The organism is Phormidium sp. CCY1219 (assembly GCF_055795085.1).
On record NZ_JAYFEQ010000584.1, the window covers coordinates 65,606 to 78,742 of the forward strand.

Below are 13,137 nucleotides of genomic sequence, written 5' to 3' on the forward strand. Positions count from 1 at the left end.
GACAAACGTTCATCATTCACAGAAAAGCCATGACCAGAGAATTTGTCTCGGGCCGTTGGGGTAAAAATACTCCCGCGCCTACGAACCAGTTTGCCTCTCGCCCTTTTGCGCCGCCGCCAGAATCGGTACCAGAAGTGCAAACCTCACCGGAAGACCCCCAAACTGACAACCAAAACCCCCAGGGAACTCTACAACAATCACAGGGCGATCGCCTAAAACGAATCTCGATTACTCCACCCAATCCATTCACCCCACGAGTGCAACCCAAACTCACCATTGGAGAACCGGGAGATAAGTACGAAACAGAAGCGGATACTATCGCCAGAAAAGTGGTTGGGGAGATAAATTCGCCCCCCAAGGTTCAAACGCAAAAAACTCCACAACGGCAAATCAAACCCATAGTGCAACGGTTTGGTGGGGAAAGTGCCACCCCAGATTTAGAAGCCACTATTCAACGGGCAAGAAATTGCGGAAAGCCCTTGAGCGCTGGCATCCGAGAACCGATGGAACAGGCATTTGGTGCCGATTTTAGTGGGGTAAAAGTTCACACCGACTCTCAGTCCGATCGGTTGAATCGCTCCATTCAGGCGAAGGCATTTACCACCGGGCAAGATATTTTCTTCCGTGAGGGAACCTATGACCCCTCAACTCCCACGGGGCAAGAGTTAATTGCCCACGAGTTAACTCATGTGGTGCAGCAGAGTGGGGTTTCTCGACTACAACTACAAACGGAGAGTTTACATCCTAAAGGCTGTACCTGTTTAGGTTGCAAACCAACAGTTCGACGAAAACAAGACTTGCAGATTAATAATTCCCAACACAGCATTGAGGACATTATTCAGAGGGGAATATTTAAAGAAAAAACCCCGCGCCAAAAGTTTGACAAAAAAAAGTTTAAGCGCAAAAACTGGCAACCTTCAACTGGTCAGGGTAAATTTGATGCAGAATACAGTCCCAAAACCGGCATTTTAAGCATTACCTTGAAAGTTCACTTTAATTTTCAGGATTCTAGTGCATATGCTGATGTGGCAACGAATCCAGTTGATACAAGGTGGACTGCTCAAGGAAAGAAACAGTGGTTTAATGAGTTTGTTGCTGCTGTAAATTCAAAGTGGGGCAATATCAGCCCAATTACTTGTGATAAACCAGGCTTTAAGGATGTGGTTGTACAACCTAAAATTAAAATTGTGCAGGCAAAAGCCGGCAACGCCCATTGGAATCTGGATGTAACAAAAGCATTCATCCAGCAGGACAAAGGTAAAATGCGGGCGGGTGGATTCTCTGGTGTTACCAGAGACGGTGGCGGAGCCTTCCAAGAATTTGATACTAAAGATAAAATCAATGATTCCAGTGTCAAAGACCATCTTGCTCAAACTGAGAAAACAACCAATATCGAGCCAGCCTATAGACGCGATCGGGAACGACTCGTGGCTTGTTTGGAAGCAATCGGTTTCATTAAGTTTAAATCGAACAGTGCCGACCTCTTACGACGTATGGACACTAAATTAAACCAGGCTGCCCAAAGTCTGGCCGCATTACAAAAAAACAGTGCGCTTGCTCATTTACATCCGTTAAAAATCAAGGTCGTTGCCCGCAACAATCGACTGATGAAAGCCCGTAAAAATGTCATCAAAAGTTTTTTGGCAAGAAATGGTGTAAATCAGCCTATAACTGCCGAAAAAGTTGATGCAGAAAAAGTTGATATAAATACTCCTCGTAATAGTGCTAAGATTGAAGTCGATACAAATATATCTGATGATAGTATGTTGGATCGATATGAAAATCATTGGAGTCGAATCACTGCTGCTCATGAATTTGGCCATATGATTGGCTTGTTGGATGAATACTGTCCTGCAGTTTCTCCAGAACTCTTGCAAAAAATGGTCAATGAAGGGGCAATTCCCCTGAAAGATCAAACGAACCTATCTACCTATGCGACAAGTAAACAATCTCAGAATGAAAACGAGCAAACTGCCTACGCAAAGCTACTGGATAAGACGGGTCTGGAAACCCCAACCTGGGCACGCCCAACTGCCACGCAAGAGGAAAAAAGCACCAGCCTGATGAGTGGTGGTTTTGAGATCCTGAAGCAGCACTATGTCACCATATGGGAAGTTCTAGCTGATATGACTAAAGATTTTGTTGAGGATACTCACTGGAAAATTTAGTGCGTTTTCTTCTCTTCCGGGGTAGGTTGCCAACTTGCATGCCGCAATCATAGAGGTTTTATTCCTTAAACCTTGCCGCTATGTCCTAAACTGCTGAAGGGGAAAATAATTAATATGAGTGGAAAAAATAGACCAGCAAACTAGGCTGTCGGTTGGGATACTCGTCGGACTTGTTGCCAATTAAATTATGGCGATTGGTGCCTAAGCGCAAGAACCTCTTCGACTCGATCGCCAGATAGAAATAATTACAGAGGAGGTTTTGGCGGCCATGACCCGATCGCTGCATCTCGCCAAACTGACCGCGATCGCCGATTTTGCCCGATTCCCCCTGGTGGCACCACCCCAAAACCAAAAGCGCCAAGACCTCTGCAATTAAGGTCTTGGCGCTTTTGGGCGGATGCCAGGAGGCGGGATCGAACCGCCGACACGAGGATTTTCAGTCCTCTGCTCTACCGACTGAGCTATCCCGGCAGGGCTTTTTCTGATGCTTTATTAACTTAACAGATTTATTTGGTCTTGGCAACCCCTTTTACAAATTTTTTTTTGGGAACGCGATGTTTGTAGCTACAAATAGCATCACGTTCCATGCCGATTAAAATTCGTCGATAGGCCGCAGGCGGGTTACTTTCAGCTCGAACGATCCCACGCCTCCTTCGCCAAAGGCTCTGACCCGAACGATATAGTCACCGCCTTGGGTGATGCGGGCAAATAACAGGGAGTTGGTGGTGCCATCTGGGCCATCGTCGTTCTCGGCAACGGTCATCCCATCAGGGCCGATTAGGGTGATGATGGTGTCGAAGCTATCAGACAGCAGGTCGATCGCCACTTGGTCGCCTTCTTGCAACTCCACCAAATAGTCCCGGGCAAATCCCCCTTGTCCGGTAGGAATATCGCTTTCAGATAAATTATCTGTAATTTCATTTCCCCGGGGTAAGCGGATGGGGTTGTACATATCCTGAGCATGAGCGCAGATGGCACTCATGCCAATCGTCAAAGCGGTGACAGGGACGAGGAGAACTGCACGAAATTTGAGAAAAACAGACTTAGGCATGAAGAAATAGTGAAAGTTCAGCAACGACATGATAGAAAGATTCTGGCAGCACGAACAGAAATCGGGGAGATGAAACGTTGAATGTTATAGCCTGCCAAATGACACCCCAATGGTTTAACTGGCAATCTAGCATAGAATCTAGTGAAGAACGTCTGGGAGGGCGAAGGATTTGGGAGAAACCTCACCCAAAGCCGCAAGCATTCCGGATTTGGAAGATGCGGCAGCTCCAAAGTGGGACAGCGATCGCCGCAGTGGGTCGATAGGGAGAGTTTTCGCGTGAAAAAGCACAACCACCACCATTGGCTAATTCTCACGGGGATTTGGTTTCTCGCGGCCCTAGGCGATCGCCTGTGGTTTGCCCTCGATCGCTCGATTCCGGCATGGGATCAAGCTGATTATCTGACTGGTGCCTTAAACTATTGGCAGGCACTGCAAAATCCGCAATGGGGGTTCGGCGAGTGGTGGACCGACTTATGGCTGCTGTCTTCTAAAATACCCCCGGGAACCTATTTAGTTACGGCGATCGTTCACAATTTTTTTGGGATCGGCGGCGATCGCGCCACCTTGGTTCACCTCTTTTTTAGCGCCATACTCCTTGCTTCGGTTTATGGCTTGGGTAAATTACTATTCAATCCGAAAATCGGTTTGTGGGCCGCATTTCTCTGCGTCCTCTTTCCCGGTTTGTATCAGGTTCGGCTGGATTTCTTGCTTGATTATCCCCTCACCGCAACCGTCACCCTTTCGTTGTATTGCCTCACCGGCTGGAAACTAACAGAAACTGCAAAACAGAGAAAAACCCCTCACCCGCAATCGGATATAACCCCCAATTCATCGGCGGATTCATCAAAAAAAACAGGCGATACCCTAAACATTAAATCGGCTTCACCTGAAACAGATGTCCGGGAATTTCATACTATATCCTTAAAATTATTCCGAAAATTTTGCTATTTAATTAGGCAAAAAATCAGCAATTTTATACCGAAGAGAAATTCTCGCTGGCGCGGGAATGACAGGGGAAATGGGGAAGAGAAGCGGGAGAAAGCCACCGGAAAATTGCCCTTACGCCCGTGGATATGGGCGACAGGTTTCGGGGTTTCCTTTGGCGTGGCGCTGATGGTGAAACAAACCGCAGTGTTATTTTTATGTATTCCCTTGTTGTGGGTGGGAGTAGGGACAGTGTACCGTCGCCAGTGGGGGAGAGTGGTGCAATTGGCGGCGGGAGTATGCCTATCGGCGCTGACGATTTATCCGTGGTATCGCACTAATTGGTTGCTGGTGCTGACGGGGAGTAAGAGAGCCACGGTGGATGCGGCGATCGCGGAAGGAGACCCGGCACTCAACACCCTAGGGGCCTGGACGTTTTACCTCAAACAACTGCCGCATCAAATTTCCTGGCCGATCCTGATGGTTTCTCTGTTGGGGTTTGCTTGCGCTTTCGTGAGGTATAGGCAAGCTAATCGCACATATTCTCCAGAAAGCGATCGCCCACTGGCCAGCATTTCCAGGGCATCCTGGCGATGGATTGGGGTATTTTTGCTGGGTTCCTATCTGCTTTGTTCCCTGAATATCAACAAAGATTTTCGCTACGTGCTGCCCTACTTGCCCGTGGTGGCGCTGGTGGTAGCGGCGGGGTTGATGGGATACGATCGCCGATGGGGGAGGTACGTGCGATGGGGAACCGCCACAGCAGCGATCGCGATCGCGATGGCCAACTTGTGGCCGACAAGCGAGCTGTTAGCGCCCCAACCGGGGGCACATCATGCCTATATGGGCGCGCCCTGGCCCCATGAAGCGGCGATCGGGGAAATTCTGGAAACCGCCCCTCATCTGCGTTCCACTCTGGGGGTGTTACCCTCCACGCCCGGCATCAACCAGCATAACTTGAATTATTACGGCAATTTGGCCAACTTTCAAGTATATGGGCGACAGGTGGGCACGCGGAATTCCCACGTGAGGCAAGATGCGCGATCGCTGGATTGGTTCGTCACCAAAACGGGAAATCAGGGGTCGGTGGGAGAAGCGCAAGCGGCGATCGTGCAGCGAATCAAAACCGGGGGGGAATTTCAGTTGCGCGAAAGCTGGGAATTACCCGATGGGAGCGTTTTGGAATTGTATCATCGGCAAAATCCCCCGGTGAGAGTGGAGGCGATCGCGCCCCCGAGTCAGGGGAGGAAAGTGCAGCTCGATCGGGTGAGTATTCCGGCGCAATCGCCCGCCGGGGTTCCGGTGTCGGTGACATACCAGTGGTCCGGGGATTGGGCGGAATTGCGCCAGGGAATTGTGCTACTCACTTGGCGCAAGGTAGGAGAGTGGGGAGAAACCGGGGCGCGCGATCGCTGGTTTCACGATCGCGGGATTGGCGGAGGAGAGTTGCGATCGTCAGCGCCACCCGCCCACGCCAAAGTTATCGACCGAACCGCAATGCTTCCCCCAGGAGATGTGACCCCGGGAGATTATACCTTGGTAGCGCGGTATTTGAATCGCAACACTGGGGAAAGTTATCCGATTTCCGTGCCCTCGGTGCGGTTAACGGTGGATCCGAATGCCACCGCATCCCCTGCGCCGGAGTTGGATTGGGTGACGCAGTTGCGATCGCTCTCGGCGGCATTACCTTTAGGACCGGATGCCTTAGGGCCGGTGTTTGACGAAATCGGACGAATCAATCAATACGATCCGATTCAGGATTATTTAAACCAAGCGCAGCGATCGCTGGAGTATCGCTTGCAGCGAGAACCGCAAAATCTGGAATTTGCCTATAATTTAGCCTTAGCGAATGTATTGCGACGGGATGCCAAAGGGGCGATCGAGGCATTGCAAACCGTGGTACAACTCGATCCGCAGAATCCTTTCGCTCATGCGTATCTGGCATTTGTGTATTTGTACGATTGGCAACCGCGAGAGGCTGAAATTGCCTTAGAATCGGCGAGGGCGCTAGCACCAGAACAATTAGAAATTCAGTTGCTCGGTGGTGTAGCGGCGCTGATGCAGGGCAATCTCGTGCAACTGTGGCATCGGTTGCAGCAGTTTGTTCCTTCTGGGATACAGACATTACTTTTTGCAGTTGTTATAGTAATAATGGTTCTGCTGAGTGCAGTTCTTTTATGGTGGGGGATAAAATCTCGCCGATAGAGGGTGGGTGTCGTTTGAAAAAAAGCGGACTAGACCTCGGTTCGGTGTATCTAATTCGTTGCTCATTCCCACAGATTGAGCGCACAAAGGTGGTTTCTAACCGCAACTGAACCGATGTTCTAGAATGGGAGGGTAGGGTTTATCGCCGCTGATGGGGCGAAATACCTACCTCTAAATATCTGTAGAATTAACAAGGAAAAATTGAGATGACTCATCAACAGTTAAAAATTGTTTCACTGCTCCCGAGTGCCACGGAAATCGTTGCGGGTTTGGGATTGACCGATCGCCTGGTGGGGCGATCGCACGAATGCGATTATCCCCTGCCGGTTATCGATCTGCCCGCCTGTACCGCCCCGAAACTCGACCCGGAAGGAAGCAGTCAGGAAATCCACGATCGCGTCACCGAATTAATGAACTCGGCGCTTAGCGTTTATGAAGTGAAAAACGAGTTGCTGAAACAACTGCAACCCACTCATATTATTACCCAAGATCAGTGCGATGTTTGTGCCTGTTCGTTACACGAAGTAGAAGCAGCGGTGGGAGAAATGGTCAGTTCTCGACCGCAGATTATCTCCTTGCAACCGACGGTTTTATCGGAAGTTTGGGCGGATATTATTCGCGTGGGTCAAGCGTTAAATGCCGATGCAGAGGCGGTGGTTGCCAAACTGCAAGCGCGGGTGCAAGAAATTACCAACCAAACTGAAGGAATTGCCCAGAGCGATCGCCCTACCGTTGCTTGTATCGAGTGGAGTTCTCCCTTGATGGCGGCGGGCAATTGGATTCCGGAATTAGTGGAAATGGCAGGCGGGCGATCGCTGTTTGGCAAAGTGGGCCAACATTCTCCCTGGTTAAATTGGCAAGATTTAATTTCGGCTAATCCCGATATTATCATTTTCATGCCTTGCGGTTACGATTTAGACCGCACCCGGGAAGATGCGGCGAATTTAAGCAATCATCCCAATTGGCAAAAATTGCCAGCAGTGCAGTCGGGTAAAGTTTACCTGACTGATGGCAATTCTTTCTTTAATCGGCCCGGTCCGCGATTGGTGGATTCTCTAGAAATTTTAGCCGAAATTTTGCATCCGCAACAGTTCCAATTTGGCTATCAAAATAAAGCTTGGGCGCAAGCTTCTGCAGTTCCGGTGGGATAATATTGTGTAGAGTGGGCAATGTCCTATAGGGTTTGATTTTCACCTAGGCATTGTCCACCCTACAGTCTTTTTTGCGGACTTTGGGGGTCGAGGGCATCGCGCAATCCATCGCCGAGATAATTAATACTTAAAACAGCGATAAAAATGGCCAGTCCTGGAAAAATGGCCATGTGCGGTGCGGTTTGCAAATAATCGCGGGCGTCGTAAAGCATGCGCCCCCAGGTGGGGACATCTGGAGGAAATCCTAATCCTAAGAAACTGAGGGTGGATTCGGTGATAATCGCATTACCTACGGAGAGGGTAGCGGCGACAATCACCGGACCGAGAACATTGGGGAGAATATGAATCCAAATAATCCGGGCGGGAGACGCGCCGAGGGAACGGGCGGCGGCGACAAAATCCAGGTTTCGGGTGGTTAAAAACCCGGCGCGAACCAGTCGGGCGACAGACATCCAATTGAGCAATCCAATGACGAAGACTAGGAGGATGAAAATGCCGAATTGCGGACCGGCGATCGCTTTGATTTGTTCGCGAAATAAATAGACGACGAGGAGTAATAAGGGTAGCTGGGGCAAGGCTAAAAATAAATCAGTGAAGCGCATGAGGATGCCATCGAGGATACCGCCATAAAAGCCGGCGATCGCGCCGATAAAGACGCCGAAAAAGATGGCGACTAACATAGCGGCGATACCCACGGCGATGGAAATTCTGCCTCCCCACAATATCCGCGCCAAAATATCTTGACCCAAGGCATTTGTGCCGAAAGGATGGGCAAAACTCGGGCCGGCGGAAGCTTGGGCAAAGTCAATTTTATCGATAGGAACGGTATAAATCATCGGCCCGAAGGCGACACTGAGGAGGAGAACGGACAAGGCGATCGCGCCCAATACCGCCATGCGATCGCGCCGAAACCGCCGCCATGCATCCCCCCACACGGTCCGGGGCGGATGTTGGATAATTTCGCTGGAAATGGGGTTGGCATCGGTCATTATTTTTTCCCTTGTCTGGCAAAATTACGGGTCAGGTTATTGATGATAGTTTACCCGAGGATCGAGCAGAGCATAAAGCAAATCGGCAATTAAATTAAACACCACAATTAAGATGGCATAAATAAAGGCGATCGCCATCACCACCGGGGTATCGTTGCGATAAATCGATTCGATTAACAGCGCCCCAATTCCCGGAACCCGAAACACCTGTTCCGTGACTAATGCCCCGGTAAATACCGCCGGAATATCCAGGGCAACCAGGGTGACAACCGGAATCAACGCATTTCGCAAAATGTGGCGTTTGAGTACCTTAAAGTTAGACAATCCTTTAGCATAGGCAGTGCGAACATATTGGCGTTCCAATTGTTCTAAAATCGAAGAGCGAATGAAGCGCATTAAAATTGCGGCTTGATATAACCCCAAAACGCAAATCGGCATAATCGACTGTTTGAGTTGGGCGAGAAAACTGTTCCAATCGGTAACGGTTAAGGTGCTATTGTAGATAAAGGGAAACCAATTGAGCTGAACGCTGAAAATAATAATAAACAGTAATCCGGTGAAAAAGGGAGGTAGGGAAAACCAGAAAAAGGCAAAAGTAGTGGCGATTTGGTCGATAGCAGAATAGCGTTTTAGGGCGGAAATAATGCCCAGGGGAAAGGCAATCAAAAGGGCGAAAATATAGGCAGATCCGACAACCCACAGGGTGGTGGGCAAGCGTTGGGCGATGAGTTCGATAACGGGACTGCGACTGGTAAACGAGTAGCCCATATCCCCGGTAAAAAATGCCACGGCCCATTTAAAATAGCGAATGTGAATCGGTTGGTCTAGTCCGAAGGATTTTCGCAGATTTTCCCGCACTTCTGGGGTGATGGCGGGATTGCTGGCAAATTCGCCTAGGGGGTCGCCAGGGGCGAGGGCGAGAATGGTAAAAATCACCAAGCTAATGGCGATTAAGGTGGGAATTGATATTAGCAGGCGTTTTAATAAGTAGGTTTTCATGGTGATAATAGAGTCAGGGTTTCTAGCGGGGCAGGGGAGTTCCGTGCCCCGATACACTTCTGCGCCTTTATTCTTTGCGCTTCCAATCTTTAATGTTCCAAATGTTGCGGTCCCAGGGGGTTAGTTCTACGCCTTCGATGCTGTTGCTGAGGGCGATCGCATCGGCGCGATGTACCAAAGGAATAACCGCCATGTCGTTAATGAGCAAATCGTTCATTTGAATGATTAATTGCTGCCGTTTTTCCGGGTCTAATTCGCGCTTTGCTTGTTCCCAGAGTTGGTCATAGGTGGGATTGCAATAGCGGGAAAAGTTTTGCCCCGACCAGTTGTTTTCCTGGCGCGATATTTCGCTGCAGGTGTAGGTTTTCAGGTAGCGATCGGGGGCGGGACTGGCATTGCCGGTGGTGAACATTTGCAAATCGGCATAAAAGCGATTGATAGAGTCGGGGTTGGACGGATCGCCAGCGAAATAGATACTCGGGTCGATGCTTTTGAGTTCTACTTGTACCCCGATTTCGCTTAATCCTTGTTTGACGATTTCTTGGGTTTTTTGCCGCACTGGGTTGACGGAAGTTTGAAATAACACGGTCATTTCTACTCCATCTTTATCGCGAATTCCATTATTATTGCTGTCTTGCCATCCGGCTTCATCGAGCAATTCAGCGGCTTTTTCGAGGTTAAATTCGTAACTGGTATTTTGGGAAACGTAGCGGTCCGGGGCGAGGAGAAAATTGGGGGTGGGTTTGCCGGTGAGGCCATAAAGTTGTTCGGCAATGGTTTCGCGGTCGATCGCCAGATTAAATGCCTCTCTCACTTGCGGGTCGGTGAAAAAGGGATGGGGGAATTCTAAGGTAGAGCGATCGCCTTCCGCATTGGCTCGATTGGGGTCGGTGAGGTTAAACTGAATTCGTTCTCCCAATGGGCCAAAATTGGCAATTACCCGCCCTTTTCCCCCAGCTTCTAATTGCTGCAAAACCTGCGGTTCGGTTTGCAAATTAAAGGCAAAGTCCGCGTCGCCGGTTTGCAGAACCGCCCTCGCCGCCGAGGTGGAATCGCCACCGCCCTTGAGTTCGATGCGTTTAAAATACACAGTCTCAGCCTCTCGGAAATAGGGATTTGGTTCGTAAACCACCGTATCTCCCGGCTTGAATTCGACTACGCGAAACGGCCCGGTTCCTACTGCCATTAAATTGGCCGGCGCTTGGCGGGCATTGACCCCATTATACTCGGCAAACTTATGGCGGGGCAAAATCATCCCTTCCGACCCCACAAAGGGCATCGACCAGGCGGGATTGATTTGCTTAAAATTAATCTTAATGGTATAATCGTCTAGGGTTTCCACACTTTCGATCGTGTCGTAAGTGGCAGCAGACGCCGAAGCGGTTTCCGGATTGGTGATATATTCATAGGTGAACGCTACATCGGCGGCGGTAAATGACGTGCCATCAGACCATTGGATGTCCCGTTTCAGTTTCCATGTCACCGACTTGCCATCCGCCGCCACCCCGCCATTTTCCCGGGTGGGAATTTCTGCTGCCAAAAATGGCACCAATTCCCCGTTTTCGTCGTAACTGGCGAGGGGTTCTAAGGTGATGCGACTCGCTTCCCAATCTTTGAACCCTACGGATAAATGAGGGTTGAGAATGGTGGGCGCTTGCCAGTAGAGTAACCGCAAGACCTCTTGCGGTGGGGCGGTGGGCGTTTGGGTGGCGGGAGTGCAGGCACTCAGCACCGATCCGACAACCAGTGATAGCGCCAACAACGACACCACCAACCGAGGGCGATCGCGGTTCTTTTTCAAAATTTCCCTCCTTTTGCATCTGCAGATTTAATCTCTTACAATATCAAGACAAGGGGGGTTTTGTCATTTGTCATTTGTCACTTGTCCTTTGTTATTTGTAGGGTGTCATTTGTCACTTGTCACTTGTCACTTGTCCTTTGTGCGACTACCAATGACTAATAACCAATGACCAATGACTAATGACCAATGACCAATGACTAATGACCAATGACCAATCATTGTTTGCGATCGCAGTGCTGGGGGGTGGGGGGTGGTGCGATCGCTGGGGTAGGGGAAGTGCTGCTGGTGTGGAGGAATAGGGAAAGTGCGATCGCGGGGAGAAGAAATGCGATCGCTTTTTGTCCGTGGGTTGAGGTGCGATCGCGCTTTTCGGCACTCCACTGCCATACTAACAGAATCACGCTCAATGCAAAACCCAGATAACTATCCAGGTACAGTCCGATTAAATTCGGCACCACACATTCCAGCAATTGCCAGAGTTTTTGATTCGCGAGTTTCTCTTTCATGTTTTTATCTCGTAACTCTTATACTCCCATTAAATTGATGGCAGAAATTAGTGTAAATTGGCGCAAAATAACATCAAACATTGAGTTCAAAAATTGTTTAGCTTGAAATAATCGCGGATTGCCTTGAATGATAAATAATCAGTATAAATTAACAAAAATACCAATCAATAAATTCAAATAAAACCAAATAATATTTGGCAACTATAAGGAGAAAGATCGGGATAAAATCTAAAATTTATGCTAGGGTATGACTAGGAAAAAAGCCACCGCTTACGGACCCGGGCGGTAATTGAAATTCCAGGAGAAAACTGATGATAGCCTTTGCAACGACAAACTCATTACAAGAACGATTTTTGGCGGATTTCGCCAACCAAGTGGTGTGGGGGCGAAATAACGACACCCAGCGTTTATGCTGTTGGTTCCGCTTTCATCCGCAACACCAAGAGAAGACGAATACAGAGGTTGCAGCGGAGATTCGGAAACAACTCAACGGCAGTTTTCCGAGTACCAATATGCCAGCAACCCTAGCAGCAGTGGTGAAAAAGATAAAAGAACAATTTGGCGAAAAGATGCAAGCGGATGGGGTAGCGGTTGACTTGTTGCAACGGGAACGAGGATGGCAACCGCAACAACCGACGGATAAATATCCTTGGCAAATCATTTATCAGTGGTTGTGGGACATCGAATTTCCTCGGCGGGGGTGGCAGTTGGCGCAGGAAATAGCAACTTGTGCGATAGATGAGTTGCAGATGACTGCGATCGATAAGCTACCGCTACAGCGGCGTTTGGATTTAGATGAAATCGAAACTTGCGAGAAAACAATTCGCAAGGGAGAAAGATATGCCCTCGGGGTAAATTTGGGACAGGATGGCTATTTATTGTTGGTGAATCAGAGTCAAAGCGGGGAAACAATCTGTCTGTGTCCTTCCCGGGCGTATCGTTTAGCGGCGCAGTTTTTACCGGATCGACCGCTTTATCTTCCGCAGCTAAATGCACCTGGGAAATCCTTGCGGTTTACGGAGGTAGGGGAAGAGTATTTTCTGGCAATTGTTACCGAAAAGCCATTAAATTTGTCTTGGGTGAGTCCGGATTCTCCACCCAAGGATATTCTGGTGGACGAACAACGGTTGCGGGAGATATTTATGGAGTTGGGGAAACAGTGTAATGGGCGGGTTTATTATAAAAAGTTTCTCGTTACGGAGTAACACCCGACGGGGGATAAATCCCCCGTCTAACAGCTCAAGTCGGTTGAAACCGAGATCTTGTACCAGTTGCAACACCCGACGGGGGATAAATCCCCCGTATAACAGCTCAAGTCGGTTGAAACCGACTAAAATATTTGT

General features: G+C 49.2%; 10 protein-coding genes and 1 tRNA gene. 4 read left to right on the forward strand and 7 right to left on the reverse strand.

Going from position 1 to position 13,137, the window contains the following annotated elements; translation table 11 throughout:
* The first annotated feature begins 29 nt into the window (after positions 1–29).
* Positions 30–2,168, forward strand: a complete 2,139-nt coding sequence (locus tag AC0QH1_RS16540; protein ID WP_324632319.1) for an eCIS core domain-containing protein — start codon at positions 30–32, stop codon at positions 2,166–2,168.
* A 109-nt stretch (positions 2,169–2,277) separates the two neighbouring features.
* Here the strand turns inward: AC0QH1_RS16540 and AC0QH1_RS16545 are convergent, their stop codons facing one another.
* From AC0QH1_RS16545 to AC0QH1_RS16555, 3 genes are all read right to left on the reverse strand, one after another.
* A complete protein-coding gene (locus tag AC0QH1_RS16545; RefSeq protein ID WP_324632320.1) occupies positions 2,278–2,529 on the reverse strand; it encodes a hypothetical protein in 252 nt (83 codons plus the stop codon).
* Between the two features lie 37 nt (positions 2,530–2,566).
* Positions 2,567–2,639, reverse strand: a tRNA-Phe gene (locus tag AC0QH1_RS16550).
* A gap of 121 nt (positions 2,640–2,760) precedes the next feature.
* Positions 2,761–3,219: a PPC domain-containing protein gene (locus tag AC0QH1_RS16555; protein WP_324632321.1), complete on the reverse strand. Its 459-nt coding sequence runs from the start codon at positions 3,217–3,219 to the stop codon at positions 2,761–2,763.
* 141 nt (positions 3,220–3,360) lie between these two features.
* On the opposite strand from AC0QH1_RS16555, the gene AC0QH1_RS16560 reads away from it, so the two are divergent.
* Together AC0QH1_RS16560 and AC0QH1_RS16565 are read left to right on the forward strand one after the other, a co-directional pair.
* Entirely contained in the window at positions 3,361–6,348 is a 2,988-nt protein-coding gene (locus AC0QH1_RS16560) for a glycosyltransferase family 39 protein (RefSeq protein WP_442957326.1), read from the forward strand.
* A gap of 206 nt (positions 6,349–6,554) precedes the next feature.
* Positions 6,555–7,499: a cobalamin-binding protein gene (locus AC0QH1_RS16565; RefSeq protein ID WP_324632322.1), complete on the forward strand. Its 945-nt coding sequence runs from the start codon at positions 6,555–6,557 to the stop codon at positions 7,497–7,499.
* Positions 7,500–7,558: 59 nt separating this feature from the next.
* On the opposite strand, the gene AC0QH1_RS16570 is transcribed toward AC0QH1_RS16565, so the two are convergent.
* From AC0QH1_RS16570 to AC0QH1_RS16585, 4 genes are all read right to left on the reverse strand, one after another.
* On the reverse strand, positions 7,559–8,488 hold the full coding sequence (locus tag AC0QH1_RS16570; protein ID WP_324632323.1) for an ABC transporter permease: 930 nt from the start codon (positions 8,486–8,488) through the stop codon (positions 7,559–7,561).
* Between the two features lie 36 nt (positions 8,489–8,524).
* A complete protein-coding gene (locus AC0QH1_RS16575; RefSeq protein ID WP_324632324.1) occupies positions 8,525–9,487 on the reverse strand; it encodes an ABC transporter permease in 963 nt (320 codons plus the stop codon).
* Positions 9,488–9,554: 67 nt separating this feature from the next.
* The gene (locus AC0QH1_RS16580; RefSeq protein ID WP_442957327.1) at positions 9,555–11,288 is read right to left on the reverse strand and encodes a peptide ABC transporter substrate-binding protein; all 1,734 of its coding nucleotides are present in this window, start codon (positions 11,286–11,288) and stop codon (positions 9,555–9,557) included.
* A 215-nt stretch (positions 11,289–11,503) separates the two neighbouring features.
* Positions 11,504–11,794, reverse strand: coding sequence for a hypothetical protein (locus AC0QH1_RS16585; protein ID WP_324632325.1), 291 nt, complete (start codon positions 11,792–11,794; stop codon positions 11,504–11,506).
* 311 nt (positions 11,795–12,105) lie between these two features.
* On the opposite strand from AC0QH1_RS16585, the gene AC0QH1_RS16590 reads away from it, so the two are divergent.
* Positions 12,106–12,999, forward strand: a complete 894-nt coding sequence (locus AC0QH1_RS16590) for a DUF4384 domain-containing protein (protein ID WP_324632326.1) — start codon at positions 12,106–12,108, stop codon at positions 12,997–12,999.
* Positions 13,000–13,137 lie beyond the last annotated feature (138 nt).